A 24,208-nucleotide genomic window follows, 5' to 3' on the forward strand; every position below is an offset into this window, starting at 1 on the left:
CGATCGTTGAAAGGCACGCGTCAGGCTGCCCGTCCCGGACGTCCGGGACGGTGCTTTCTCAGCCAGGCAGGCGGCAAACGGTGCCGACGAGCTTGGCGACGAAGGGGCGAACAAGGAGTACGCAGACAAAGGCGACGGGCATGGCGAGCCCGTAGGCACTGAGCACGCGCAAGGGATAGCCGCCGTTGATGCCGGTATTGGCGCCGACGATGACGCAGCACATCAGGAACGCCATGATCGCCGACATGAAGAAGGCAAAGGCTATGGGTGCGGCGCGCGGTGGCAGCTTGCGGCTGCGGGCGAGCCGCGGAGCGGATAACGTGTCTTCCATGAGCAAATCTCCAGCAAATGACCGAGGGGAAAATCCCCTCGCTTCGGATTGCACTATACGGATCACGCACACGCGAAGTAGACCCTTGCAGCCTCCTTCAGAAGTAGGCAAAACTATCGAATAGACACAAGCATTCGATGGATGACATTATGGACACCCTGCGCGGAGTCGAGAGTTTCGTAAGGAGTGTCGAAGAGGGCAGCATTGCCGCGGCGGCACGAAAGCTGGGCATCACGCCGGCCTCTGCGAGCCAGAACATTGCACGGCTCGAACGCACGCTCGGCAGCCGGCTCCTCAGCCGGACAACGCGCCAGCTTGGCCTCACCGAGAGCGGCCGGATCTATTACGAACGGGTGCGTGGTGTCGTGCATGAACTGGAACTCGCGGCCGCGGCCGTCTCAGCGCTTAGCGCCGAGCCGCGCGGGCCGCTCAAGATCGCCTCATCCGTCGCCTTCGGCCGCCATGTCGTGGCGCCGCTCGTGCCGTCGTTTGCGGCCAGGTACCCTGATGTCTCGATCGAACTCGTCGTCACCGACCGCGAGATCGACCATATCGGCGAAGGCATCGACATCAGCGTGCGCTTCGGCCTGCAGCTCGAGCCGGGATTGATCGCGCGCAAGCTCGCTTCGGTGCCGATGATCATCTGCGCCGCCCCGTCCTATCTGGAGCGCCGCGGCCGCCCGCAACGGCCCGAGGATCTCGTCCACCACGATTGCCTCGTCTATCGTTACGCCGGGCACGGCCGCATCTTCCGCTGGGCCTTTACCCGCGACGGCCTGCGCTTCGAGCCGGAACTGAAGGCGACGATCGTCAGCAACGACATCGACACGCTCGCGGAAATGGCGATCGCCGGCGCCGGCATCACCCGGCTCGGCGCCTTCATCGCGGCACCGCTGATCGAACGGGGACTGGTGGTGCCGCTGTTCGGCGGACTGCCGCGCGAGGGGGTCGCCAGTACCGACCACGAGCCCTTCGACTTCTATGCCTGCTTTGCCGACCGCCAGGCGGAAACGCCGAAGGTCCGGGCTTTCATCGAACACGCCGTGCAGACACTGAAGGGGCGCTGGTAAGCCTCACCCGTCGCCGGCCACGGCATCAACGGCAGCCTTTTCGCTGCGCACGACCTCGACGCCTCGCCTCTGCTTCAGCCGATAGCCCACCTCGACGATGGCGTGTATGGCCGGGATGAATTCCTCGCCGAGATCGCTCAGACTATACTCGACTGAAGGCGGCGACGTCGGCATGATCCGCCGTTCGATCGCTCCCTTTTCCTCAAGCTCCTTGAGCCGCGTGCTCAGCACCTTGGCCGAGATGCCGGGAACATCGATCCTGAGTTCGCTGAAGCGGCGCGGGCCTGCGCTCAAGGACCAGAGAATGTTCGGTGTCCAGGCGCCGCCGAGCAGCACCATGCATTCGCCGACCGGGCACGTGGGCGGCAAGGCAGCCGCCCGATTTTTTCGGATTTTCAAGCTCATCGGCAGAATTTTCCAGTTACCGTCGGGAAACTGCAATAGGAAGTAACATATGGTTATCTGATATACAAAGGTTATCGCTTCCGCTTAGGTTCCGCCGTCCCCGACAAGGGACAGTCATTTCAGAAGGAGCCTGATCATGAAGCTTTATTACGCCCCCGGCGCCTGCTCGCTTTCCCCCCATATCAGCCTGCATGAGGCCGGCGCCGATTTCGAGATCGTCCGGGTCGATACGCAGACGCATCGCACCGAGGACGGCGCCGATTTCAAGGCGATCAATCCCAAGGGCTATGTGCCGGCGCTGATGCTGGAAAGCGGCGACGTCGTCACCGAAGGTGCAGCCGTGGTGCAGTATATCGCCGACCGCTTTCCGGTGGCGAAGCTCGCGCCGGCAAACGGCACGCTCGCGCGCACCCGCCTGCAGGAACAGTTGAACTTCATTTCATCCGAACTGCACAAGGCCTTCTCGCCGCTGTTCAACAAGACGGCGAGCGCAGAGGCGAAGGAAGCGGCCGCAGCTCAAGTGGCGAAACGCTTCGGCAACGTAGAAAGTCTGCTTGCGGACGGACGCCCCTATCTGCTCGGAGAGGCGTTCTCGGTCGCCGACGCCTATCTCTTCACGGTCGTCAACTGGAGCGGCGTCACCGGCGTCTCGCTCGCCCCCTGGCCGCACCTGACCGCCTATATGCAACGGATCGGCGCACGACCCGCCGTCCGCGCCGCGATGCAGGCCGAAGGGCTGATCGCAGCATGAGCGCGTCAACGAGCGATCCGCGCTTCGCTGCCGTCATCGAGGTGCTGCAGCTCTATTTCGACGGGCTCCATCGGAGCGATACCAGCATCCTCAGGCAAGTCTTCCACCCGAAGGCACTTTACGCCACCGCAACGGACGGTACCCTGCTTGAACTCGACATGGAGCGATACTTCCCGATCGTCGACAAGCGCCCCTCGCCTGCAAGCCGCGGCGAGGGACTTGCCGAGAAGATCGTCTCCATCGAGTTCGCGGGGCCGGTGACGGCGCTCGCGAAGGTTCAATGCGCCATCGGCGAGAAGGCCTTTACCGACCTGCTGTCGCTCGTCTTCGTCGACGGGCGCTGGCAGGTGATCGCCAAGGTCTTCCACTACGACATCCAACCTTCGAACTGAGGAGCGACGTATGCCCTATGTGAACATCAAGATCACCCGGGAGGGAGCAACCGCCGAACAGAAGGCCGCGTTGATCAAAGGCGTCACCGATCTGCTTGTCACCGTGCTCGACAAGAACCCGGCCACCACCGTTGTCGTCATCGACGAAGTGGCGCTCGAGGACTGGGGCGTCGGCGGACTGCCGGTCGACGAATATCGACGGAAGGCCAGGGAGAAATCCTAGCGGCACGAAGCCCCTTCCCCACCATGGAGGAAGGGGCAACTCGGCCGCCCGAATGCGAACCCCACCCGTCGGGCGGCTCCTTTGCGCTTGATCCCCATCACCAGGCTCTCTATCTCATGGTCTCCCACCGCATCGATCCCGGAGACGCATCTTGTCCGTATTCAAAAACCTTCCCGAAGCTCCCGTTGCCGCAAGGAAGCCGGTGAGCGACACGCGCCACGGCATCACCCGCACCGACGAGTACGCCTGGCTGCGCGCGGACAATTGGCAGGCCATGTTCCGTGATCCCTCGATCCTCGACCCGGGTATCCGCCTGCATCTGGAAGCCGAAAACGCTTACATGAACGCGGCGATGGATGACACGAAGGCGCTGCAGAAGACGCTGTTTTCCGAGATGCGCGGCCGGATCAAGGAGGACGACAGCTCGATCCCGGTCAAGGACGGTCGCTTCGCCTATGGCCATGCCTATGTCACCGGTGGCGAGCAGCCGCGCTATTTCCGAATCCCGCGCGATGGCGACCACAAGGACGAGACGATCCGGCAACTGCTGCTCGATGGCGACAGGGAAGCGGAAGGCAAAGCCTACTTCCGCCTCGCCGGCCTCGACCATTCGACCGACCATGGCCTTGGCATCTGGGGCTACGACGACAAGGGTTCGGAGTACTTCACGCTCAGGGTCCGCGACCTCGCCACCGGGGAGGACCTGGCCGACGTGATCGAGAACACCGGCGGCGGCGGTGCCTGGGCGCCCGACGGCAAGAGTTTCTTCTATACCGTGCTCGACGACAATCATCGCCCGTCGAAGATCTTCCATCATGTCCTCGGCACGGCACAGGCGGACGACAGGCTGGTGTTCGAGGAGACGGATCCGGGCTTCTTCATGTCGGTCGGCGGTTCACTGCTCGACGACTTCATCTATATCGACATCCACGATCACGAGACGAGCGAATACCGGCTGCTCTCGACCAAGGACCTGATGGCAGAACCGCAGCTCGTCGCCGAGCGCGTGACCGGGCTGGAGTACTCGATGACGGAAGGCGGCGACGTCTTCTACATTCTGACCAACGCCGATGGCGCCAAGGATTTCAAGATCGTCGAAGCACCCGTTGATGCGCCAGCCAAGGAAAACTGGCGTGAGGTGGTGCCGCACAAGCCGGGCACGCTGATCCTCAGCCATATGGCCTATGCCCGTCATCTCATTTGGCTGCAGCGACGCGAGGGTTTGCCGGAGATCGTCATCCGTGACCGCAAGACCGGCGAGGAACATGCGATCGCCTTTGCCGAGGAAGCCTATTCGCTCGGCCTTTCCGGCGCTGCCGAATACGATACCGACGTCATCCGCTTCTCCTATTCATCGATGACGACGCCGTCGCAGCTTTTCGACTACAATATGGCCACGCGCGAACGCACGCTGCTGAAGACCCAGGAAGTGCCCTCCGGCCACAATCCCGATGACTACGTCACCCGACGTGTTTTCGCCCCCTCCTGGGATGGCACCGAAATTCCCGTGACCCTGCTTTATCGCAAGGACACGCCGCTCGACGGTTCGGCGCCGTGCCTGCTCTATGGCTATGGCGCCTACGGCATTACCATTCCCGCCGGCTTCAACACCAATTGCCTGTCGCTCGCCGACCGGGGCTTCGTCTATGCCATCGCCCATATCCGCGGCGGCAAGGATCGCGGTTTTGCCTGGTACGAAGACGGCAAGATGGCCAAGAAGACCAATACCTTCAAGGATTTCATCGCTGCCGCTGACTATCTGAATCAACAGAAGTTCACGTCCTACGCAAAGATCGTCGCCGAGGGCGGCTCGGCCGGTGGCATGCTGATGGGCGCAATTGCCAACATGGCCCCGGAAAAATTCGCAGGCATCATCGCAGCCGTTCCCTTCGTCGACGTGCTGAACACCATGCTCGACGACACGCTGCCGCTGACCCCGCCGGAATGGCCGGAATGGGGCAATCCGATCGAGAGCCGCGAATTCTACGACATCATCGCCGGCTACTCGCCCTATGACAATGTCGGCGCAAAGCCTTACCCGGCGATCCTGGCGCTTGGCGGCCTGACCGATCCGCGCGTCACCTACTGGGAACCGGCAAAATGGGTCGCAAGGCTGCGTGAAAAGACCACCGGCAGCGAACCGATCCTGATGAAGACCAACATGGATGCCGGCCATGGCGGCGCTTCCGGGCGCTTCCAGCGGCTCGAAGAGATCGCCTTCGAATATGCCTTCGCGATCAAGGTCGCCGGCAAGATGTAATCAGAGCGGGATGAGGAAACGTGTATGCGGCTTTCCGCCCGCATCCCGCTCCAGCTTTTTAGAATCGATCACGCTCGTGATTTTGGGTCGACCCGACCCAAGATCATCGTGATCTGGGAGGTCTCGTGATGCCCGTCCATGTCGCCCTGCTCCGCGCTGTCAATGTCGGCGGGACGACGCCGCTCGCCATGGCCGACCTCAAGGCGATCTGCGAGGGGCTCGGCTTTGCCGACGTCAAGACCTACATCCAGAGCGGCAATGTGCTGTTCCGGTCGGATCTGCCCTCGGCGGAAGTAGCAGCGATGCTGGACGGCGCCCTTGAGAAGAAAATCGGGAAGGCGCCGGGCGTGATGATCCGGACCGGCGCCGAACTTCAGGCGATCGCCGATCGCGCGCCCTTCCCCGAAGCCAAGCCCAACCTCCTGCATGTCGTCTTCCTGAGCGCGCCCGCGCCGGCCGATGCGCTCGAAAAGCTCGTGGCGCCTGACGGGGAAGAAGTGCAACTGGCCGGGAGCGAGATCTACATCCACTTCCCGAGCGGCTCCGGCCGGTCGAAGTTCAAGCTACCGGCGGCGAAGCCGGGCACCGCCCGCAATCTCAACACGGTGCGCAAGCTCGCCAGTTTAGCGCTTGAAATGGAAGGCTGACGCAACTGCGGACGGGAAAACCGCTTCGCCCTTTTCCTGGAATTGCACTAGGCAGCTGCCGGCTGAAACAGCAGGCGGACGAAGGACCGGAGCACCAGCAGTTGCTGCGGCAGGCTTTCCGGCTGCTTCAGCGCCTTCGACAGGATGATGCCACCTTCGAGCACCGTCGAAACCATATCGGCGAGTTGGTCGATGTCGAGCGGCTCACGCGGCCGATAGACACGCATGATCTCCGCAAACATCGCTCCGAAACGCCGGCGCCACATCAGTGCCGCCTGCCGGTTGATCTCCTGGATCTCGCGATCAAACGCGCGCTCCTGGGTGCACATGACAGCAACCAGACAGCCGGGGTGGCCGTTCGGCAGGTCGCCCAGAACTTCCGACAGCAGCTTGAGGCCGAGCAAGAAGGCCTGCAGCGGGTCATCGGCCAATTGATGCGCACGGCCGAAGATCTCGTCGTAGATGCGCTCGTCGTTCTCGATGTAGCGTTCAAGCAAGGCCCGCGCGAGCTCGTTCTTGTCCCTAAAATGGTAGAAGAATCCGCTCTTGGTAATACCGGTCTCGGCGATCAGCTCATCGATCGAGGTCGCACCGAAACCCTTCGCCAACACCGCCGCCTCCGCAGCGTCGAGGATCCTCGCTCGCGTTTCCTCACCCTTTCGCATTAGCCGCTTCCCTACCATTGGTGCGGTTTCCAGGAGCAACGTGACAGTCAGCCTGCAGCGCCGTGACGGAAGCCAAACAGTAAGTCACTGATTTTACGGCAGTAATTTGGTGTATTAGCAATAGTATACCGCAAGTCGCCTAGTTTAGAAGATGTTAATAAGGCAGAAATTTACTTGGTTCTGCGGGAAAGGAGGCGTCCCCGGGCCCCATCAGCAAGACTGAACCGGGTGGAGACCGATATGGCCAAATACAGACGCAACCTGCCGCTCTTGAAGGGTGGACTGTTCCTGAGTGACGGTGGCATCGAAACGACGCTGATTTTTCATGAGGGCATCGCTCTTCCGCATTTCGCCGCCTTCGTGTTGCTTGCGACGGCGGACGGACGGCGGCGCTTGCTCGACTACTACAGGCGCTACCTGGCGATCGCGCAGCAACACGCCACCGGCTTCGTGCTCGACACGCCCACTTGGCGCGCCAGCGCCGACTGGGGCGTGAAGCTCGGCTATGATAGTGCCGCCCTCACCGAGGCCAACCAGAACGCCATCTACATGCTCGCGGAACTGCGCGCCGAATACGAACGTCCGCAAGCGCCGATCATCCTCAGTGGCGCCATCGGACCGCGCGGCGACGGCTACCGCCTGGGCCGCATGAGTGCCGAGGAGGCCGAGGATTATCATGCGCCGCAGATTTCCTCCTTTGCCGCCAGCGACGCCGATATCGTCGGCGCCTACACACTGACCAGCATCGACGAGGCGACCGGGATTGTCCGGGCGGCCCAGAGCCATGGCATGCCCTGCTCGATTGCCTTCACGGTGGAAACCAACGGCCGGCTCCCAGACGGCCGGACACTTCAGGTCGCGATCGAGACTGTCGATGCGGCGACCGGCGGCTATCCGCACTACTACATGATCAACTGCGCCCATCCTGATCATTTCGAGACGAGCCTGGACGCCGGCAGCGCCTGGGCCCAACGCATCGCCGGTATCCGGGCCAATGCCTCGAGGATGAGCCATGCCGAGCTTGATGACAGCGAAACGCTCGACGCCGGTGATCCCGCCGACCTCGGGCAGCGCTATCGAACCCTGACGACGCATTTGCCACGATTGCGCATCCTTGGCGGCTGCTGCGGCACCGACCATCGGCATATCGCGGCAATCTGCGAGGCCTGCCTTCCACCGACGGCGCTAAGCGCCTGAGGCACGCGGCCTCGCCCTCCCGGCCCTCTCGCGAGCAATCGCGGGAGGGCGCCGCACGTCTTGACGCCCTCGCGAAAGCTGCCGCGCTCGTGTAGACTTGGGCCGAAAGGACGGCCGCCGGATCATCCAGGCAAAGGCCGTTGACCGCTCTGCCATGAACTACGTCCCCCCCTCATCGACCGGAAATGTCGAGGTCTTCAGCTTCGACAACAGTTATGCACGACTGCCGCAGCAGTTCTTCGCGCGCGTCGCGCCGACCCCGGTCGCCGAACCCTGGCTGATCAAGCTCAACGGGCCATTGGCCGAGGAACTCGGGCTCGACCTCGCCGCGCTCGAGCGCGAGGGCGCGCAGATCTTCTCCGGGAACCGCGTTCCTGAAGGCGCCGATCCACTCGCCATGGCCTATGCCGGCCACCAGTTCGGCACCTTCGTGCCACAGCTCGGCGACGGCCGGGCGATCCTGCTTGGCGAAGTCGTCGATCGCAACGGGCGGCGTCGAGACATACAGTTGAAGGGGCCCGGCCAGACGCCATTCTCGCGGCGCGGCGACGGGCGTGCAGCGCTGGGGCCGGTGCTGCGCGAGTACATCGTCAGTGAGGCGATGTTCGCGCTCGGCATCCCAACGACGCGGGCGCTTGCAGCCGTCGTCACCGGCCAACCCGTCTACCGCGAGCAGATCCTGCCCGGCGCCATCGTTACCCGCGTTGCGGCAAGCCATATCCGTGTCGGCACCTTCCAGTTCTTCGCCGCGCGCGGTGACATGGCCTCGGTGAAGGTGCTCGCCGACTATGCGATCGACCGTCACTACCCGGAGATCAAGGGCGATGAACGACCTTATCTCGCCTTCTACAAGGCGGTGACGGCGCGCCAGGCGGAACTGATTGCACGCTGGCTCCATGTCGGCTTCATCCATGGCGTGATGAACACCGACAACATGACAATCTCTGGCGAGACGATCGACTTCGGACCTTGCGCCTTCATGGACGCCTATGATCCCAGGAAGGTCTTTTCCTCGATCGACCAGGTCGGCCGCTACGCCTATGCAAGCCAGCCGGCCATCGGCCAATGGAACCTTGCGCGCCTGGCAGAAACGCTGGTGCCGCTGTTCGACGACGATGAGGGCACCGCGGTCGAACTCGCAAACGATGCACTCGGCGAGTATGGCGCGATTTTCCAACGCCATTGGCTCGACGGCATGCGGGCCAAGATCGGACTTTCGACAAGCGAGGACGGCGATCTCGATCTGGTGCAAGCGCTGTTGACGGCGATGCACAAAGGCGAAGCCGACTTCACCCTCACCTTCCGTCGGCTGTGCGACAGTGCGCGTGATCCGGCCGAGGATGCCGTGTTCAGCTCGTCGTTTACCGGGTCCGAGGCGATCGGGCCATGGCTTCACGACTGGCGCCAACGGCTCGCCCGCGAAAAGAGGGATCCCGAAGAGCGGGCGACGGCCATGAAGGCCGTCAATCCCGCCTATATCCCACGCAACCACCGGATCGAACAGGCCATCGCCGCTGCGACCGATGACGCGGATTTCTCGCTGTTTGAGGCGTTGCTCGACGTCACGGCAAAACCCTTTGACGACCAGCTCCAGTTTTCCGCTTACCAAGCCCCACCAAAACCGCAAGAAGAAGTCCAGCGAACCTTCTGCGGAACGTGAAGAGCCCAGCATGTTGCCGTCAGGCGCATGCGGAATTCTGTTGCCAGGCAGATTCACCGGATCGCTCCATCTCTTTGTTTTTGCGTGTCTGGGCGCAGGGTTCGCCCTGCCCGGATATCTCGGGCGCGGCCCGCGCAAGAGCGCGAAGCAAGTTTCCCGCCACCGCTTGAGCACAAACTCATTGCGGCCTTCTAAAATTTCCGCATTGCGGAATTGTGGCTATTGAAAGGCAGGCGCCGCGCGTTAGGTGCAAGCAGGACAGGCGCTATGCGCCTCCCTGACCGGGTAGCCGCGGCACGGCTCGCGACCACCAAACCAGAATTCCACCTGTCTCACGCGGCCCTGGCCCAAGGGCCGCCGCAATGAAAAAACCGTGCCGCGGCACCGTTCTTGCGGGAGTTTCCAGCATGCTCATTCTGACGGCTATCGCCTTTGCTCTCATCGGCCTGGTGCTTGGCGGCGGTGGCGCCAAGCTCGTGATGCTTGGTGGCAGCCCCTACTATCTGGTCACCGGCATCGGCTTCCTGCTGACGGCCGCACTTCTGTTCATGCGGAAATCGGTCGCGATCTGGCTCTATGTGCTGATCATTGTCGGCTCGCTTGGCTGGGCGATCTCGGAGGTCGGGTTCGACTGGTGGCAACTCGGCCCGCGCGGCGGCATCATCGTGCTGCTGGGGCTCTGGCTGCTGTTGCCGGCCGTCCGCCGGCCGCTCGGCTTCGAAAGCCCGACGGGCGAGCGCTATGCTGCGAGCGCCTGGCCGCTGGCGTTTGCAGTTCTGGTTTCGGTCGGCGTCGCCGGCTACGCGATGACGCAGGATCCGCACGATATCCGCGGCGACCTGCCAAACGGTATCGTTGCCGCCAAGCCTCCCCTTGGCGGCTCGGTACCACCAGGTGAATGGCACCAATACGGGCGCACGCCCTTTGGTCAGCGCTATTCGCCCCTCGACCAGATCACTCCTGACAACGTCGCCAATCTGAGGGTTGCCTGGCAGTATCAGACCGGCGACGTCAAGCGGCCGGACGACGTTGGCGAAACGACCTACCAGGTAACGCCGCTCAAGATCAAAGACACGCTCTATGCCTGCACGCCGCACAACTGGGCGATCGCGCTGGATGCGGCGACCGGCGAGGAGAAATGGAAGTATGATTCCAATTCGGGCATGAACCCCGACCGGCAGCACCAGACCTGCCGGGGCGTTACCTATTGGGCCGACCCGGCAGCCGCTGCGGGCAGCCCCTGCGCCGAGCGGGTTTACCTGCCGACATCGGATGCGCGGCTGATCGCGCTGGATGCGGCAACAGGCTCCGTCTGCACCGGCTTTGCCGACAACGGCGTGCTGCATCTCGAAGCGGGTATGAAGTACAACCCGGCCGGCTACTACTATTCGACATCACCGCCGGTGGCCGCCGCCGGCAAGCTCATCATCGGCGGTGCGGTCAACGACAACTACTCCACCCAGGAACAGTCGGGCGTCATCCGCGCCTTCGACGTCAATAGCGGCGCGCTGATCTGGAACTGGGACAGCGGCAATCCTGACGTGACGACGCCGCTCCCCCAGGGCCAGACCTACACCACCAACTCGCCGAACAGCTGGTCGGTGTTCAGCTATGACGAGGGCCTTGGCCTCGTCTACATACCCATGGGCAACCAGGTTCCCGACCAGCTGGGCATGGGCCGCAGCGAACACGTCGAGAAGTATTCGTCCTCGATCGTCGCGCTCGACATCAACTCAGGCGCGGTGCGCTGGGTCCAGCAGACCGTGCACCACGATCTCTGGGACATGGACGTGCCGGCACAGCCCGCACTTCTCGACATCACCAGGGAGGACGGCACTGTCGTGCCAGCGCTCGTCGGGCCGACGAAGCAGGGCGACATCTATGTGCTTGATCGGCGCAGTGGCGAACCACTCATCCCGATCGAGGAAGTCAAGGCGCCGGGTGGAGCGATCCCGGAGGATTTCACCGCGCCGACGCAACCGGTTTCGGACCTTACCTTCATGCCTGCACCGCTGCAGGAGAAGAACATGTGGGGCATCACGCTTTTTGACCAGCTTGCCTGCCGCATCGCCTTTCGCTCGCTGAAGTACGAGGGCCGCTATACGCCGCCGTCGCTCGAAGGCACGCTCGTCTATCCCGGCAATTTCGGCACGTTCAACTGGGGCTCGGTCGCGATCGATCCGGAAAGGCAGGTCATGTTCGGCATGCCGACCTACCTTGCCTTCACCTCGCGTCTCGTACCTCGCGACCAGATCCCGCCGAAGGGGCAGGACGAAAAAGGCTCCGAGCAGGGTCTCAACCGCAATGACGGTGCGCCCTATGGTGTCTTTATGGGTCCCTTCCTCGGACCACTCGGCATCCCTTGCCAGGCGCCGCCCTGGGGTTACGTTGCCGGCGCCGATCTTCGAACCGGCAAGATCGCGTACAAGCACAAGAATGGAACGGTCGAGGACATGACGCCGCTGCCGCTGCCATTCAAGGTAGGCGTACCTGGGATCGGTGGGCCGATGATCACAAAGGGAGGCGTCGCCTTCCTTGGAGCCGCGGTCGACGATTATCTGCGCGCCTATGATCTGACGACCGGCCGCCAACTCTGGGAAGCACGCCTGCCCGCCGGCGGTCAGTCGACCCCGATGAGCTACGCGGTCGGCGACAAGCAACATGTGCTGATCGTCGCCGGCGGCCACGGCTCGGTCGGAACCAGACCCGGCGACTACATCATCGCCTACACCCTGCCCTGAAGCGCGAGAGGCATCCCTAATTCTCGCTAGAAGGTTGCAAAAGCAAGCTCCACGCAAGCCCACGAAAGCAGCCTCCCCCGGACGAAAGATTCCGGGGGATTCCCATGAAGATCGACAACAGCATCTCGAGCTACTATTTCTCGCAGCGCCGCGCCCAGGCCGGGACGGTTGCCCCGATCGAGGAAAGCGGCAGCGACGCGCGCCCACGCCTTGCTCCCACCATCGCACCACCTTCAACGTCCAATGCACTCTCCAACGCCTTGTGGGCCACGGCGACCCGTGAAGAAACAGGCACCGCCTCGATCACCGACAAGGAGGGAGCGGCCCCATCCGGCAATTCGGTCAGTGACGAGTTCCTGAAACGCGCGAAGATGAGCCTGGCGGAGCAGATCCGAGCCCAGATCCTCGAATCGCTCGGCCTCAGCGAAGAGGACCTGAAGGCGATGGATCCCGAACAGCGGAAGGCCGTCGAGGAGGAAATCCGCAAGGCGATCGAGCGGGCGATGGGCGTTGAGAAGCAGCGCGATGATGCCGCCGCCGACATCGCCAATAGCGACAGCGATATCGCCTGATATCGCGCGGATTTCGCGGATCTAACTGTGAGTATCTTCGACAAGAGCGTACACACGCCGCAACTGGAGGAAAGTGACCTCTTCGGCGAGGTGCTGCTTTCCTTTCCAGGCCCCGTCGATGGGCGCGCGTAGAAAAAGCAGGAATTGAAGCGGAGCGTCATTCGCGTGCACTTGGGAAAGGCGATCGGGCCTTCCCCTCTTCGCCACCATTGACACCCGGCAGCAAGCCATTACCTATTGCTCCAGAAGCTATAGGTTTGAGGCATACATGTATTCCATCGGTGATCTCTCCCGCCGCACCGGCGTGAAAATACCGACGATCCGCTACTACGAGCAGATGGGGCTGATCGCAGCGCCCGAGCGCTCTGAAGGCAATCAGCGGCGATACGAGAAACGCGAACTTGAGCGGCTGACTTTCATCCGCCATGCACGCGACCTCGGCCTGTCGATCGAATCGATCCGCGACCTGCTCGCGCTCAGCCAGCATCCGGAGCGCCCCTGCGGCGAGGCGGACCGGATTGCCAGTGAGCATCTGACGACCGTGCGCGAGAAGATTGCCAGGCTGAGGAAACTGGAACAGGAACTCGAACGGATCGTTGCCTGCGACGGCAATCACACCGTCGGCGACTGTTATGTCATCCGGGCGCTGGCCGATCACTCGATGTGCGACAGCGAGCACTGAGGCGGCCGGCTTCGACCACGCGCGCAAAATTCCCCGTTGACAAAATGGCGAAAACGAACAATCTAGCGCCCATGATCAAGAACGCACCCATTTGCCGCGCGTATTTTTGGCTGTTCCGATAGGAGCGGCCTGCTGATCGTATTCAACAAGGCCGCCATCAGGCGGCTTTTGTTTTTCCGGCTCCTGATGGCGAGAAAACCCGAGGAGCCCAGACATGCTACAGACCGCCATCCCGACCCTTCATTCGACACCGGCAACCCGACCGCCGATGGTCACCATCCGCTGCGCCAAACCGCGTGACCTGCCGGAACTGCGCGACATGATCGCCGAGCTGTCCGCTCATCACGGCGACGCCGCAGCGATCACGCCGGAACAGCTTGAGCGCGACCTCTTCGGCCGCACGCCCTGGATCACCGCGCTCGTCGCCGAGGCCGGAAACCGGCTGATCGGCTACGCGATCCTGGTACCGATCTACAGGGCTGCCGAAGGTGCGCGCGGCATGGAACTGCATCATCTCTTCGTGCGTACGGAGAGCCGCGGCACCGGCATTGGCCGCCATCTCGTCGCCAAGGCGCGCGAGCAGGCGAAGATGGCCGGCTGCGACTATCTTTCCGTGAGTGCCGCCACGGGCAACTTCCAGGCGCATCATTTCTACGAATCCGAGCGCTTCGTACCTCGTCCGGTCACCGGCATGCGCTATATGCAGAAACTTGGGTGAGGATGAAACGATGCGCCTTGCGATCGTGCTTTACGAAGGTTTCGCCGATTGGGAATGCGCGCTGTTGATGGCGGCGGCGCGCACCCATCTCGGCGTCGAGATCGACGTCGCGACCGCCGATGGCGCACGGGTGACGTCGATGGGCGGCCTCGACGTTTCGGCGCATCTGTCGATCGACGCGCTCGATCCTGCGGGTTTCGACGGGCTGGTGATCTCAGGCGGCTCGATCTGGGAGACGGATGAGGCTCCCGATCTCTCCGCCACGATCCGCGCCTTCGACCGCGACAGGCGGCTCGTTGCAGCCATTTGCGGCGGGGTCAGTGCGCTGGCCGCAAGCGGTGTTCTCGATCGCATCGACCACACCGGCAATGGCGCCGACAGCCTTGCGCCGCTCCGCGGCTATCGTGGGCAAACTCACTATTGCAACCAACCGCAGGCGCTGCGCAGCGGCCATGTCGTGACGGCCGCCGGCACTGCGCCGATCAGTTTCGCCGGCGAGATCCTGCGCGGCCTTGGCCTCGGCTCACCGGAACTCGACGGCTTTCTCGCCCTCTACGGACGAGAGCATGAAGCCGCGGCGAGCGCCGGATAAGAAGGCCCGCCGAACTGCCGGCTGGCGATCCTCTCACATTTCCCGAAACGGCTTCAGAGCCAGCTCGAAATCTGATCGAGCGGCTTCTTGACCTTGCCCGCCACAGGCACAGTCGCATCCGGCGCAGGATAACCAACCACCAGGATCAGGAACGGCTTTTCGCTATCAGGCCGGCCGCAGATCTCGTTGAGGAAGTTCATCGGTGCTGGCGTATGGGTAAGCGTCGCAAGCCCGGCGTGATGCAGCGCGGTGATCAGGATACCGGTGGCGATGCCGACGCTTTCGTTGATGTAGTAGTTCTTCTTCAGGTCGCCCGGATTGGGGCCACCGCGCTTTTGCGAGAAGACGACGATGAGATAGGGCGCGGTCTCAAGGAAGGGCTTGTCCTCGTCGGTGCCGAGCGGCGCCAGCGCATCGAGCCACTCCTGCGGTGCCTTCTCCCGGTAGAAGACGCGCTCTTCTTCCTCCGCCGCGCGCCGCACCTCGGCCTTGATCTGAGCGCTCTCGATGACGGCGAAATGCCAAGGCTGATGGTTGGCCCCGCTGGGTGCGGTTCCAGCCGCCATCAGGCATGCCTCGATCACTTCACGCGGCACTGCCCGGTCGCTGAAATAGCGCGTTGTACGACGTCGGTTGACCTCTTCATAAAACGCGTTGGCGCGCGCAGCCATCTCCTCGGGGCTGCGTTCGATCCACTGGTCATAGGGTGCGGTTTGATGTGGGCGCATTCAGTCTCCTCCTCGTTGCGGGAGCGAGTTTGACCGCGCCTTGCAGCGAAGATCAAGCGTCAGAGCGCCGGGATCGCCTTCAGATAGGCGGCGATCGCCTCGCGGTCGGCGGGCGTCAGTTTCGCCATGTTTTTCTGCACTTCGACCATGGAGCCGCCGACGGAATCAAATTCCGGCGTGAAGCCGGTTTCCAGATAAGAAGCGATATCAGACGCGCTCCAACCGCTGATGCTCTTGGAGCCAGGGGTAATATCAGGGATGCGGCCCTCGCCCTCCGGGTTCGGCGCGCCGGCAAGCCATTGATCCGGTTCGAAGCCGCCGATCGCATTTCTGGGCGTGTGGCATTCGCCGCAGTGCCCTGGTCCCTCGACGAGATACTGACCGCGCGCAAGCTTCGGATCGTTGACGTCCACGGCAACACGAGGCTTGTCCGTGAGAAACAGCAGTTTCCAGCCGCCGAGCGCCATGCGGATGTTGTAGGGGAACGGCAGTTCATGCGGGGGCGCCACGTCGGCGCTCTTCGGCAGGGTCTTCATGTAACCCCAGAGATCGTTGACGTCCTTCGCGGTCAGCCGGGAATAGGAACCGTAGGGAAAGGACGGATAGAGGTGTTCGCCATTGCGCCCCACGCCGCGGGTCATCGCGTTGCCGAACTCGGCAAGCGTCCAGCCGCCAATACCAGCGGTCTCGTCAGGTGAGATGTTCGGAGCATGGAAGGTGCCGAAGGGGCTCTTCAGCGGTGCGCCGCCGGATAGCACGAGGCGAGCATCGCCTTCGGCGCCCTTCTTCGAATGACAGCTGACGCAGCCACCGGCCCAGAACACCTGTTCACCGTTGGCAAGGTCGGGCGCCCCGAGCCCTTCCCAGTGCGACGCACTCCAGGGCGCCGGCTTCGTCAGCCACCAGAACGCCGCGCCACCGACGACACCCAGCACCAGAAGACCCGAAATGAACTTTCTCGTCCGACGACCCATTGTTTCCCCTGCCGCGTCTTGGCCTTCAATGCGGATAGGGCACGCGGCTGACGTCGCGTGCCCCCTCAATTCATCAGGAAGCGCTATCCCCGCCCGTCAATTTTTCTTCAGGCGATAGCTCTCATGACAGCTACCGCAATCCTTGCCGATGCCACCAAGCGCAGCGCCGACAGCGGCCTGGTCAGCGGGAAGCTGCGCGAGGACCGTCGCGGCATCGGTGCCAAGCTTGGCCGCCTTGGCCTTGAAGTCGTCCATGTTCTCCCAGATCTTCGGGCTCGCTTCGGTCTCATGTCCCGTTTCCGAGCCGGTCGGGAAGTGGTCGGGGAAGGTCTTCATCGCATCGCTGATCGTGGTCAGTGATGCTTTGACCACCTCTGCGTCATAGGGTTTCTCGCCCTTGGCGATACCGGCGAGAGCGCCAGTCGCTCCACCCACCTTCTTCATCGTCTGCTGGCGAACCACCTGCGGCTCGTCGGCTGCCGTCACGGCAGTAACACCCAGGCCCGCAAGAGCGGCAGCCAACATGAGTGCGCGTATTTTCATCAGGATCTCCCGGTCAATGAAATCTATTTGGCGAATCCGCCTGGCTGGCCTTCATGTCCAATGCGCCGGCATGATGTCATCTTGAGTATTCGACGGAAGTAACATTTTTTTGATGTGCTTGTTACGACAGAGGAATTTCCGTTGATCGCCGCAATTCCTGGATTTCAGCTGATCGACTTAATAATATGACTATTTAACTCATGTTTATACTTTAAACAACTGCCCGGCGGCATCACGTCATTGCCCAGCCCTGCCAAACTGTGAAGGCCGCGACGAGAACGAGCACGACCCCGGCGGCGCGACCGATCCACACCGTCGCCCCGGGACTGCCCACCAGAAAATCACGACCGCGGCCGGCGGCAAGTGCCAGGCCGCCATAGACGGCGAGTTGCGTCGTCGCGATCATCGCAGCCATGACCAGCGCCTGGGACCAGATCGGCCCGAACTGCGGCTTGAGGAACTGCGGATAGACCGCCAGCATGAAGAGATAGGCCTTGGGATTCATCAGGCTCGTCAGCGCCCCTTGCCGGAAGCTTGCCCAGCGCGAGAGCCGCCCTGAGCCTTCGATGCCGCCAATGGTGATGGAGCTCCTGACGAGCGAAAAGCCGATCCAGGCGATATAGGCGGCACCGGCGACGAGCAGCACATTGAAGAGACCAGGCACCAGATGCAGGATGACACTGACGCCGAGCGCGGCGTAGAGCGTGTGCAGCACACCGCCCGCCATGATGCCGGCCGTCGCCGACAGACCGGAGGCGCGACCGCCGGTCAGCGAGTTCGCCAGGACGAATACCATATCCATGCCGGGCACGATGATGATGCCGAAAAGCAGCGTGAAGAAGAGCCAGAGATTTTCCGTATAGGTCATGTCAGTTGTCCGTCGTTCGATTTCATGGGTTCCTGGACGAATTGCTGTTTTTTCAATTCGTTGGCTGATGGTATAAATCCGCGCAACTGACAAGGTATTGTCAGGAGCGTTGGCGACAGGTGGAGTTTTCGATGCGCAAGGCGTCGCGACTTTTCGAGATCATCCAGATCCTCAGGCTTGCCAGGAAGCCGGTGACAGCGGCCCAAATGGGCGAGACGCTGGAGGTAACCGTGCGCTCGATCTACCGCGATATCGCAGCACTTCAGGCGATGCGGGTGCCGATCGAGGGCGGCCGCGGCATCGGCTATATCCTCAGGCCCGGTTTCGACCTGCCGCCGCTGATGTTTTCGATCGAAGAGACGGAGGCGATCGCCGTGGCGCTGGCGCTGCTGTCGCGCACCGGCGACGAGGAGCTGAAGGCGGCAGCCGGCCGCGTCAACAAGAAGATCACTGCCGCGGTGCCCGAGCCGCTCAGGCTCGCCTTTCGTTCCCAGGCGCTGCATGTCTGGGGCACTGTTGCCCCCTCGCCCGCCGGCATCGACCTTGCACTGGTGCGCCGTGCCATCCGAGACGAACAGAAACTTGCGCTCGACTATCGCGACGAACTTGGCCGGGCGACGGAAAGGATGATCCGGCCGGTGGCGCTGATCTACTATTCGGAAACCGCCAACATCGTCGCCTGGTGCGAATTGCGCCAGGCGATCCGCAACTTCCGCGCCGATCGCGTCGAACATTGCGAAGCGGCCGACGCGTACTTCCCGGGCGAAGGGAACCGCCTCCGCGAACTCTGGGTCAGTGGCTGGCAGACGCCGCCGACGCCCACCTGACGCGCCACGCAAAGACCGACGAACGAAAAGACCCGGCGCAAGCGCCGGGTCTGATAACGTGCACTGTCGAAGGCGACTTACTTGGAAGCCGCTTCGTACATTTCGAGCACGTAGTCCCAGTTGATCAGGCTGTCGACGAAGGCCTCGAGGTACTTCGGGCGGGCATTGCGGTAGTCGATGTAATAGGAGTGTTCCCACACATCGACGCCGAGGATCGGCGAAGCACCGTGAACGAGCGGGTTTTCGCCGTTCGGGGTCTTGGAGATTTCAAGCTTGCCGTTCTTGACCGAGAGCCAGGCCCAACCCGAGCCGAACTGGCCGGTGCCGGCGGCGATGAAGTCGGCGCGGAACTTGTCGTAGCCGCCGAGATCGGACTTGATGGCCGCGTCAAGCTTGGCCGGCAGGCTGGTGCCGCCGCCGCCCTTCTTCATCCACTTCCAGAAGTGGATGTGGTTGTAGTGCTGGCCGGCATTGTTGAACAGCGGCTGGTTGGTGCCGTAGGACTTCTTGACGACTTCTTCGAGCGACAGGTCGGAGAGGCCGGCTTCTTCGGCAAGCTTGTTGCCGTTGGTCACGTAAGCCAGGTGATGCTTGTCGTGGTGGTATTCGAGCGTCTCGCGCGACATGTAGGGCGCCAGTGCATCGTAGTCATAGGGAAGGTTCGGCAATTCGAAAGCCATGTGGGCATCTCCTCTTGGCATGGAATTTCGTCAGGAAATCCGTGAGCGGGAACATAGGCACCGGCCCCCATGGAGGCAACCGATGCAATGCCAATTTTTCCTCAACCCACGGAATATACTTTCAACATCATTTTGAAAGCATGACACTTTCGAGCACATTCATGCCGCGGTTTGCTTGCAGCCTGCCGACCGCTGCAACCATGCATAAAGGACTGTCCATGCCATCGCGCCTGATCCCCGCCTTAGCCCTCTCCGCCGCAGCCGCGCTCGCTGCCTCCAGTGCCGCCGCCTCCTCCGGCGACGCATGGGAGAGCTTCCGGGCGGAGGTTTCGCAAAAGTGCCTTGCGGCGGCCACCTCGCTCGAAAAGGCAAGCGCCGTCGTCGATCCATTCGGCTCCGAAAGCTTCGGCCTCGCGCTCGTGACTGGCACCCCCAAGGGAGCCGACACCGCCGTTACCCAGATCTGCGTCTTCGACAAGCAGAAGAAGACCGTCGAGCTCGGCGGCGAATTGACCGTGGAGACGGTGACCGTCACGGCGCCAGCAAAGGCCAAGTGAGCAAGGCTCAGGGGGCGGACACGCTGCGTGGGTTTTGGCTTGCACGCGAGCCACTAGGATGCCGCCAGTCGCTTGAGCTTCAACCGACCAGTTGGTAGAGAAAGCTCATGGTGAGCGATACCTACGAAAAGATCCTGGACGCGGCCGAACGCCTCATGGTGTCGCGGGGCTATAACGCCTTCAGCTATGCCGACATCGCGCCCGAAGTGGGTGTCGGCAAGGCGACGATCCATCACCACTTCCCGACCAAGGCGGACCTGGCGGCCGCGGTGCTTGCCCGTTACCGCAAGAACAATCGCCGCCACGTCGAGGGTCTGTTTACGGCTGTTATCGATCCGGTTGCCCGGCTCGAAGCCTATATCGGCTTTTGGGAGGACTGCATCCGCCGGCAGGACATGCCGTTCTGTATCGGTGCCCTGCTCGCTTCGGAGATACCCTCCCTACCCGACGCCGTCGTCCAGCAGGTACGCGGCCATTTCGCCGACCTTTCGAGCTGGCTTGGCGCGGTCATTGAAGATGGCGTCGCCAAGGGCCGGCTCAAAGCCGAGCAAGGGACAGCGGTAACGGCCGAGTGCTTGATGGCGTCCGTCCACGGCGCCATGCTGGCCGCACGCGTTGCCGGCTCCGATCCAGCAGTGTTTTCGGCTATCGCCCGCCGAGCAGTGGATCAATTGCTGACCGCCGCGACCGGCGACCAAAGCCCGGCAGAATCGCAGGCTGTTCCCACGGTAACGGCAGGCGGCGCGCGCGGGCCATAAAACTGATCATCGACAAACACGATGCGCCGGCAGAAACCAGCGCATCTCTTTTTTGAACCGGAGTCGACCAACTAGTCGGTCGATACAATTGAAAGGACAAGACAATGGCAAATCCGCTTTCCACGCTCGGTATCATTCATACGGCCGTCAGCCTGGCGCCTGTTGTTGCGGGTCTCTATGGCTTTGCCCGCTACGGCGCGATCGCTCCGGCGACGCGTTCCGGCAAGATCTATCTCGCCACTCTCGTCCTCGCCGTCTTGACATCCGCGGGGCTGTCGAGCACCGGCGGCTTCAACGAAGGGCACGCGCTTGGCATCGTCACGCTGCTGGTGATTGCCGGAAGCCTGGCCGCTACGCGGCTCAACGTCTTCGGTCGCCTCAAACCCTATCTGACGACGCTTGGCTTTTCCTTCACCTATTTCCTGCTGATGGTACCGGGGATCAACGAAACCCTGAGCCGGCTTCCGGTCTCGCAGCCGCTCGCAAGCGGTCCGGAATCGCCGATCGTGCAGACGACACTGCTCGTCTGGTTGGTGATCTTCCTGTCGGGTGTCTCGGTCCAGACCTATCTGATCCACAAGCGCGCAGCCGCCAGGGCGCGCGCTCCCCTTCCCCGCTGATTGCGGAAAAGCAACTGGCGCGCGACCTCAACGCAATTGCCGGAGACCCCGAGCGTAGGATACCTGCGCTCGGTGTTTTCGCTTGAGGGGCGTTTCAGATATCGCGCGCCGCGTGCGCCCAGTCCATGTAGAGATCGCGCGCCTTGGCGGCGACCGGGCCTGCCTGCAGGTCGCGGCTTTCGAGCCGGGTGACCGGCAGCACCTTGGAATAGTTGCCCGTGGTGAAAATCTCGTCGGCAGCCTCGAACTCGGCCATCGTGAGCGTCGCCTCCACCACTTCGAAACCGGCTTCGCGCAGCAGCGACATCACGCGGAAGCGGGTGATGCCGGCGAGGAAAGTGCGGTTGGCGGCCGGTGTGTAGACGACGCCGTCCTTCACCAGGAAGACGTTGGAAGAGCCGGTCTCGGCAATGTTGCCGAGCATGTCGCGCACCAGCGCATTGTCGAAACCGCGCGAGCGGGCCTCAGTCAGGATGCGCGCGTTGTTCGGGTAGAGGCAACCGGCCTTGGCATCGGTCGGCATTGATTCCAGCGTCGGCCGGCGGAAAGGCGAGAGCGTCAGCGACGAGCCGCCATGGCCGTTGCCCATCGGCGCCTCGAACAGGCACAGCGCAAAGCGTGTCGATTCCGGATCGATGGCGACGACGCCGGCAGCACCATGCTCGGCCCAATACATCGGCTTCACATAGAGCGCGGTCTTGCCGTCAAACTTCTTGGCGCCTTCCCAGGTCAGCGTTTCGATCTCTTCGGCCGTCATCGTCGGCTTCAGGCCGAGCGCCATCGCCGAGCGATTGACGCGCTGGCAATGAAGATCGAGATCGGGTGCAACGCCGTCGAAGACACGGGCGCCGTCAAACACCGTCGAACCTAGCCACATCGCGTGCGAAGTCGGGCCGATCAGTGGCGGGTTGCCTGAGAGCCATTCGCCATCGACATAGGTCCAGGTCACTGAGCGGGGGGATGTATCGACGGCCATCGGCGTCTCCTTCAGGTTTTTTGTTCTCAGCATTCGGCATAACCCGAAAAAACAGCATCGTGGTGAATGGGTATATCAAAAAATGTCATGGCGGCCATTCTGGCACCGGCGCTGTCTCTCGCTTAGTCTCGCGCAGACAGAAAGGGAGCAGCCGTGCGTATCAAACATCTCGATCCTGATGACGTCGACATCTTCCGCAGCATCAGGCTGGAGGCGCTCAACCGTGAGCCGCAGGCCTTTGCTTCGACGGCGGCCGACTGGGAGCGGCTTTCGCCGGAGGAGTGGCGTGCGAGATTGACCGCCAATGCCGTTTTTGTCGCGTTCGAAGGCGACCAGCCACTGGGGATCATGGGACTGATGCGCGAGCGCGCCAGCCGGCTGGCGCATCGCGCCACGATCATCATGGTCTATGTACGCGACGAGGCACGCGGGTCCGGCGTGGCGCGCCAGCTTCTCACCCACCTGACGGATCACGCCCGATCGACCGGCACCCGACTGCTCGAACTTGTCGTCCGTGCCGACAACGACGCGGCTATCCGCTTTTATGAGCGTGAAGGTTTCTACAAAATCGGCCACGTCCCGGGCGGCCTGCTCGATGGCGACGAAGAGGTCGATGAATTTCTCATGGCGCGGCACATCGACGGTCGCGCCCCGCCTGCATCTCAAGGAGCACCCCGATGAGAGCGATGTATTACGACGCCTTCGAGAAGACACCGGAAATCCGCACGCTTGCCGATCCGACCCCGACGGAAAACGGCGTGGTCATCAAGGTCGAGGCGACGGGGCTTTGCCGGTCCGACTGGCATGGCTGGATGGGCCATGACGCCGATATCCGCCTGCCGCATGTGCCGGGCCACGAACTCGCTGGCGTGATTACCGCCACTGGCCGCGGCGTCATGCGCTACAAGGTCGGCGACCGGGTGACCGTGCCCTTCGTTTCCGGCTGCGGCCGCTGCGGCGAGTGCCGCTCGGGCAACCAGCAGGTCTGCGAGGCGCAATTCCAGCCGGGTTTTACCCATTGGGGCTCGTTTGCCGAATATGTGGCGCTCGACTTTGCCGACCAGAACCTCGTGCATTTGCCCGAAAGCATGGACTTCACCACAGCCGCAAGCCTCGGCTGCCGCTTCGCCACCTCGTTCCGGGCCGTCGCCGACCAGGCGAAGGTGAAGGGCGGCGAATGGGTGGCGGTGCACGGCTGCGGCGGCGTCGGGCTTTCGGCGATCATGATCGCGGCCGCACTCGGCGCCCAGCCGATCGCGATCGACATCGCTGAGGACAAGCTTGCATTTGCTCGGAAACTCGGCGCGGTCGCGGCGATCAACGGCCGAAAGGTTGATGATGTGGCCGCGGCCGTCAAGGACATTACCGGCGGCGGTGCCCATGTCTCGATCGACGCGCTCGGCAATCCGGTGACCTGCTTCAACTCCATCAAGAACCTCAGGCGGCGCGGCCGCCACGTTCAGGTCGGGCTGATGCTCGGCGACCAGGCGACACCACAGATCCCGATGGCGCAGGTGATCGGCCACGAGCTCGAAATCTACGGCAGCCACGGCATGCAGGCCTGGCGCTATGACGCCATGCTGACGATGATCACCGACGGCAAGCTGAAGCCACAGGAGCTGATCGGGCGGGAGATCTCGCTTGCCGAGGCAATCCCTGCATTGACCTCCATGGACCGTGCGACCGACCTCGGCATCAGCGTCATCACGCGCTTCTGAAGCGCCGCGATGGAGCGGCACGCATGGTTGACGGAGGACGCCGTCATTGCCCG

General features: G+C 62.7%; 28 protein-coding genes. 19 read left to right on the forward strand and 9 right to left on the reverse strand.

What is annotated here, in order from left to right:
- Positions 1-58: 58 nt before the first annotated feature.
- Entirely contained in the window at positions 59-331 is a 273-nt protein-coding gene (locus BBX50_RS14710; RefSeq protein WP_065776076.1) for a DUF2798 domain-containing protein, read from the reverse strand.
- Positions 332-480: 149 nt separating this feature from the next.
- On the opposite strand from BBX50_RS14710, the gene BBX50_RS14715 reads away from it, so the two are divergent.
- Positions 481-1,401 carry a LysR family transcriptional regulator gene (locus BBX50_RS14715; RefSeq protein WP_065776077.1) on the forward strand — a complete coding sequence of 307 codons (921 nt, stop codon included), beginning with the start codon at positions 481-483 and terminating at the stop codon, positions 1,399-1,401.
- 3 nt (positions 1,402-1,404) lie between these two features.
- Here BBX50_RS14715 and BBX50_RS14720 read toward each other — a convergent pair whose 3' ends face one another.
- Positions 1,405-1,806 carry a helix-turn-helix domain-containing protein gene (locus BBX50_RS14720; RefSeq protein WP_065776078.1) on the reverse strand — a complete coding sequence of 134 codons (402 nt, stop codon included), beginning with the start codon at positions 1,804-1,806 and terminating at the stop codon, positions 1,405-1,407.
- A gap of 136 nt (positions 1,807-1,942) precedes the next feature.
- Between BBX50_RS14720 and gstA the strand changes: the two genes are divergently transcribed.
- The 5 genes from gstA to BBX50_RS14745 all read left to right on the forward strand — a co-directional run bounded on the left by gstA (position 1,943) and on the right by BBX50_RS14745 (position 6,079).
- Entirely contained in the window at positions 1,943-2,557 is a 615-nt protein-coding gene (gene gstA, locus BBX50_RS14725; protein ID WP_065776079.1) for a glutathione transferase GstA, read from the forward strand.
- Positions 2,554-2,949 (forward strand): nuclear transport factor 2 family protein, encoded by a 396-nt coding sequence (locus BBX50_RS14730; protein ID WP_065776080.1) that lies wholly within the window; start codon positions 2,554-2,556, stop codon positions 2,947-2,949. The genes gstA and BBX50_RS14730 overlap by 4 nt, the downstream gene beginning before the upstream one ends.
- Before the next feature lie 10 nt (positions 2,950-2,959).
- On the forward strand, positions 2,960-3,172 hold the full coding sequence (locus BBX50_RS14735) for a 4-oxalocrotonate tautomerase family protein (RefSeq protein WP_065776081.1): 213 nt from the start codon (positions 2,960-2,962) through the stop codon (positions 3,170-3,172).
- Between the two features lie 151 nt (positions 3,173-3,323).
- Positions 3,324-5,432, forward strand: coding sequence for a S9 family peptidase (locus BBX50_RS14740; protein ID WP_065776082.1), 2,109 nt, complete (start codon positions 3,324-3,326; stop codon positions 5,430-5,432).
- A 128-nt stretch (positions 5,433-5,560) separates the two neighbouring features.
- Positions 5,561-6,079: a DUF1697 domain-containing protein gene (locus tag BBX50_RS14745; RefSeq protein WP_065776083.1), complete on the forward strand. Its 519-nt coding sequence runs from the start codon at positions 5,561-5,563 to the stop codon at positions 6,077-6,079.
- Positions 6,080-6,126: 47 nt separating this feature from the next.
- On the opposite strand, the gene BBX50_RS14750 is transcribed toward BBX50_RS14745, so the two are convergent.
- Positions 6,127-6,744 (reverse strand): TetR/AcrR family transcriptional regulator, encoded by a 618-nt coding sequence (locus BBX50_RS14750; RefSeq protein ID WP_065776084.1) that lies wholly within the window; start codon positions 6,742-6,744, stop codon positions 6,127-6,129.
- A 240-nt stretch (positions 6,745-6,984) separates the two neighbouring features.
- Between BBX50_RS14750 and BBX50_RS14755 the strand changes: the two genes are divergently transcribed.
- The 7 genes from BBX50_RS14755 to BBX50_RS14790 all read left to right on the forward strand — a co-directional run bounded on the left by BBX50_RS14755 (position 6,985) and on the right by BBX50_RS14790 (position 14,906).
- Positions 6,985-7,941: a homocysteine S-methyltransferase family protein gene (locus tag BBX50_RS14755; RefSeq protein ID WP_065776085.1), complete on the forward strand. Its 957-nt coding sequence runs from the start codon at positions 6,985-6,987 to the stop codon at positions 7,939-7,941.
- A gap of 154 nt (positions 7,942-8,095) precedes the next feature.
- A complete protein-coding gene (locus BBX50_RS14760; protein ID WP_065776156.1) occupies positions 8,096-9,601 on the forward strand; it encodes a protein adenylyltransferase SelO in 1,506 nt (501 codons plus the stop codon).
- A gap of 407 nt (positions 9,602-10,008) precedes the next feature.
- Positions 10,009-12,342: a glucose/quinate/shikimate family membrane-bound PQQ-dependent dehydrogenase gene (locus BBX50_RS14765; RefSeq protein WP_065776086.1), complete on the forward strand. Its 2,334-nt coding sequence runs from the start codon at positions 10,009-10,011 to the stop codon at positions 12,340-12,342.
- Positions 12,343-12,446: 104 nt separating this feature from the next.
- On the forward strand, positions 12,447-12,914 hold the full coding sequence (locus BBX50_RS14770) for a hypothetical protein (RefSeq protein WP_065776087.1): 468 nt from the start codon (positions 12,447-12,449) through the stop codon (positions 12,912-12,914).
- A 268-nt stretch (positions 12,915-13,182) separates the two neighbouring features.
- Positions 13,183-13,596, forward strand: a complete 414-nt coding sequence (locus BBX50_RS14780) for a helix-turn-helix domain-containing protein (RefSeq protein ID WP_065776089.1) — start codon at positions 13,183-13,185, stop codon at positions 13,594-13,596.
- Between the two features lie 214 nt (positions 13,597-13,810).
- Positions 13,811-14,314, forward strand: coding sequence for a GNAT family N-acetyltransferase (locus tag BBX50_RS14785; RefSeq protein ID WP_065776090.1), 504 nt, complete (start codon positions 13,811-13,813; stop codon positions 14,312-14,314).
- A gap of 10 nt (positions 14,315-14,324) precedes the next feature.
- On the forward strand, positions 14,325-14,906 hold the full coding sequence (locus BBX50_RS14790; protein WP_065776091.1) for a DJ-1/PfpI family protein: 582 nt from the start codon (positions 14,325-14,327) through the stop codon (positions 14,904-14,906).
- A gap of 53 nt (positions 14,907-14,959) precedes the next feature.
- Here BBX50_RS14790 and BBX50_RS14795 read toward each other — a convergent pair whose 3' ends face one another.
- The 4 genes from BBX50_RS14795 to BBX50_RS14810 all read right to left on the reverse strand — a co-directional run bounded on the left by BBX50_RS14795 (position 14,960) and on the right by BBX50_RS14810 (position 18,019).
- Positions 14,960-15,634 carry a nitroreductase family protein gene (locus BBX50_RS14795; protein WP_065776092.1) on the reverse strand — a complete coding sequence of 225 codons (675 nt, stop codon included), beginning with the start codon at positions 15,632-15,634 and terminating at the stop codon, positions 14,960-14,962.
- A gap of 59 nt (positions 15,635-15,693) precedes the next feature.
- A complete protein-coding gene (locus BBX50_RS14800; RefSeq protein WP_065776093.1) occupies positions 15,694-16,608 on the reverse strand; it encodes a cytochrome c in 915 nt (304 codons plus the stop codon).
- Between the two features lie 96 nt (positions 16,609-16,704).
- On the reverse strand, positions 16,705-17,151 hold the full coding sequence (locus BBX50_RS14805; RefSeq protein WP_065776094.1) for a cytochrome c: 447 nt from the start codon (positions 17,149-17,151) through the stop codon (positions 16,705-16,707).
- Positions 17,152-17,383: 232 nt separating this feature from the next.
- Complete coding sequence (locus tag BBX50_RS14810) at positions 17,384-18,019, reverse strand: LysE family translocator (RefSeq protein ID WP_065776095.1); 636 nt, start codon at positions 18,017-18,019, stop codon at positions 17,384-17,386.
- Between the two features lie 131 nt (positions 18,020-18,150).
- Here BBX50_RS14810 and BBX50_RS14815 point away from each other — a divergent pair, with 131 nt between their 5' ends.
- The gene (locus BBX50_RS14815; RefSeq protein ID WP_065776157.1) at positions 18,151-18,846 is read left to right on the forward strand and encodes a YafY family protein; all 696 of its coding nucleotides are present in this window, start codon (positions 18,151-18,153) and stop codon (positions 18,844-18,846) included.
- Positions 18,847-18,923: 77 nt separating this feature from the next.
- Here the strand turns inward: BBX50_RS14815 and BBX50_RS14820 are convergent, their stop codons facing one another.
- Positions 18,924-19,526, reverse strand: a complete 603-nt coding sequence (locus BBX50_RS14820; protein WP_060516240.1) for a superoxide dismutase — start codon at positions 19,524-19,526, stop codon at positions 18,924-18,926.
- A 218-nt stretch (positions 19,527-19,744) separates the two neighbouring features.
- Between BBX50_RS14820 and BBX50_RS14825 the strand changes: the two genes are divergently transcribed.
- From BBX50_RS14825 to BBX50_RS14835, 3 genes are all read left to right on the forward strand, one after another.
- Positions 19,745-20,083: a hypothetical protein gene (locus BBX50_RS14825; protein ID WP_065776158.1), complete on the forward strand. Its 339-nt coding sequence runs from the start codon at positions 19,745-19,747 to the stop codon at positions 20,081-20,083.
- A 107-nt stretch (positions 20,084-20,190) separates the two neighbouring features.
- The gene (locus BBX50_RS14830; protein WP_065776096.1) at positions 20,191-20,841 is read left to right on the forward strand and encodes a TetR/AcrR family transcriptional regulator; all 651 of its coding nucleotides are present in this window, start codon (positions 20,191-20,193) and stop codon (positions 20,839-20,841) included.
- A 104-nt stretch (positions 20,842-20,945) separates the two neighbouring features.
- Positions 20,946-21,461, forward strand: a complete 516-nt coding sequence (locus BBX50_RS14835; protein ID WP_065776097.1) for a hypothetical protein — start codon at positions 20,946-20,948, stop codon at positions 21,459-21,461.
- Between the two features lie 94 nt (positions 21,462-21,555).
- On the opposite strand, the gene BBX50_RS14840 is transcribed toward BBX50_RS14835, so the two are convergent.
- A complete protein-coding gene (locus BBX50_RS14840; RefSeq protein WP_065776098.1) occupies positions 21,556-22,437 on the reverse strand; it encodes a branched-chain amino acid aminotransferase in 882 nt (293 codons plus the stop codon).
- A gap of 153 nt (positions 22,438-22,590) precedes the next feature.
- On the opposite strand from BBX50_RS14840, the gene BBX50_RS14845 reads away from it, so the two are divergent.
- Positions 22,591-23,118, forward strand: a complete 528-nt coding sequence (locus tag BBX50_RS14845; protein WP_065776099.1) for a GNAT family N-acetyltransferase — start codon at positions 22,591-22,593, stop codon at positions 23,116-23,118.
- Positions 23,115-24,155 (forward strand): zinc-dependent alcohol dehydrogenase family protein, encoded by a 1,041-nt coding sequence (locus BBX50_RS14850; protein WP_065776100.1) that lies wholly within the window; start codon positions 23,115-23,117, stop codon positions 24,153-24,155. The genes BBX50_RS14845 and BBX50_RS14850 overlap by 4 nt, the downstream gene beginning before the upstream one ends.
- The last annotated feature ends 53 nt before the right edge of the window (positions 24,156-24,208 follow it).

The organism is Ensifer sp. LC11 (genome assembly GCF_001695835.1).
In the GTDB taxonomy this organism is placed as follows: domain Bacteria; phylum Pseudomonadota; class Alphaproteobacteria; order Rhizobiales; family Rhizobiaceae; genus Ensifer.

Coding starts and splice junctions, on each gene's coding strand:
- BBX50_RS14710 (WP_065776076.1), bottom strand. CDS start 331: ATGGAAGACACGTTATCCGCTCCGCGGCTCGCCCGCAGCCGCAAGCTG.
- BBX50_RS14715 (WP_065776077.1), top strand. CDS start 481: ATGGACACCCTGCGCGGAGTCGAGAGTTTCGTAAGGAGTGTCGAAGAG.
- BBX50_RS14720 (WP_065776078.1), bottom strand. CDS start 1,806: ATGAGCTTGAAAATCCGAAAAAATCGGGCGGCTGCCTTGCCGCCCACG.
- gstA (WP_065776079.1), top strand. CDS start 1,943: ATGAAGCTTTATTACGCCCCCGGCGCCTGCTCGCTTTCCCCCCATATC.
- BBX50_RS14730 (WP_065776080.1), top strand. CDS start 2,554: ATGAGCGCGTCAACGAGCGATCCGCGCTTCGCTGCCGTCATCGAGGTG.
- BBX50_RS14735 (WP_065776081.1), top strand. CDS start 2,960: ATGCCCTATGTGAACATCAAGATCACCCGGGAGGGAGCAACCGCCGAA.
- BBX50_RS14745 (WP_065776083.1), top strand. CDS start 5,561: ATGCCCGTCCATGTCGCCCTGCTCCGCGCTGTCAATGTCGGCGGGACG.
- BBX50_RS14750 (WP_065776084.1), bottom strand. CDS start 6,744: ATGCGAAAGGGTGAGGAAACGCGAGCGAGGATCCTCGACGCTGCGGAG.
- BBX50_RS14755 (WP_065776085.1), top strand. CDS start 6,985: ATGGCCAAATACAGACGCAACCTGCCGCTCTTGAAGGGTGGACTGTTC.
- BBX50_RS14760 (WP_065776156.1), top strand. CDS start 8,096: ATGAACTACGTCCCCCCCTCATCGACCGGAAATGTCGAGGTCTTCAGC.
- BBX50_RS14765 (WP_065776086.1), top strand. CDS start 10,009: ATGCTCATTCTGACGGCTATCGCCTTTGCTCTCATCGGCCTGGTGCTT.
- BBX50_RS14770 (WP_065776087.1), top strand. CDS start 12,447: ATGAAGATCGACAACAGCATCTCGAGCTACTATTTCTCGCAGCGCCGC.
- BBX50_RS14780 (WP_065776089.1), top strand. CDS start 13,183: ATGTATTCCATCGGTGATCTCTCCCGCCGCACCGGCGTGAAAATACCG.
- BBX50_RS14785 (WP_065776090.1), top strand. CDS start 13,811: ATGCTACAGACCGCCATCCCGACCCTTCATTCGACACCGGCAACCCGA.
- BBX50_RS14790 (WP_065776091.1), top strand. CDS start 14,325: ATGCGCCTTGCGATCGTGCTTTACGAAGGTTTCGCCGATTGGGAATGC.
- BBX50_RS14795 (WP_065776092.1), bottom strand. CDS start 15,634: ATGCGCCCACATCAAACCGCACCCTATGACCAGTGGATCGAACGCAGC.
- BBX50_RS14800 (WP_065776093.1), bottom strand. CDS start 16,608: ATGGGTCGTCGGACGAGAAAGTTCATTTCGGGTCTTCTGGTGCTGGGT.
- BBX50_RS14805 (WP_065776094.1), bottom strand. CDS start 17,151: ATGAAAATACGCGCACTCATGTTGGCTGCCGCTCTTGCGGGCCTGGGT.
- BBX50_RS14810 (WP_065776095.1), bottom strand. CDS start 18,019: ATGACCTATACGGAAAATCTCTGGCTCTTCTTCACGCTGCTTTTCGGC.
- BBX50_RS14815 (WP_065776157.1), top strand. CDS start 18,151: ATGCGCAAGGCGTCGCGACTTTTCGAGATCATCCAGATCCTCAGGCTT.
- BBX50_RS14820 (WP_060516240.1), bottom strand. CDS start 19,526: ATGGCTTTCGAATTGCCGAACCTTCCCTATGACTACGATGCACTGGCG.
- BBX50_RS14825 (WP_065776158.1), top strand. CDS start 19,745: ATGCCATCGCGCCTGATCCCCGCCTTAGCCCTCTCCGCCGCAGCCGCG.
- BBX50_RS14830 (WP_065776096.1), top strand. CDS start 20,191: ATGGTGAGCGATACCTACGAAAAGATCCTGGACGCGGCCGAACGCCTC.
- BBX50_RS14835 (WP_065776097.1), top strand. CDS start 20,946: ATGGCAAATCCGCTTTCCACGCTCGGTATCATTCATACGGCCGTCAGC.
- BBX50_RS14840 (WP_065776098.1), bottom strand. CDS start 22,437: ATGGCCGTCGATACATCCCCCCGCTCAGTGACCTGGACCTATGTCGAT.
- BBX50_RS14850 (WP_065776100.1), top strand. CDS start 23,115: ATGAGAGCGATGTATTACGACGCCTTCGAGAAGACACCGGAAATCCGC.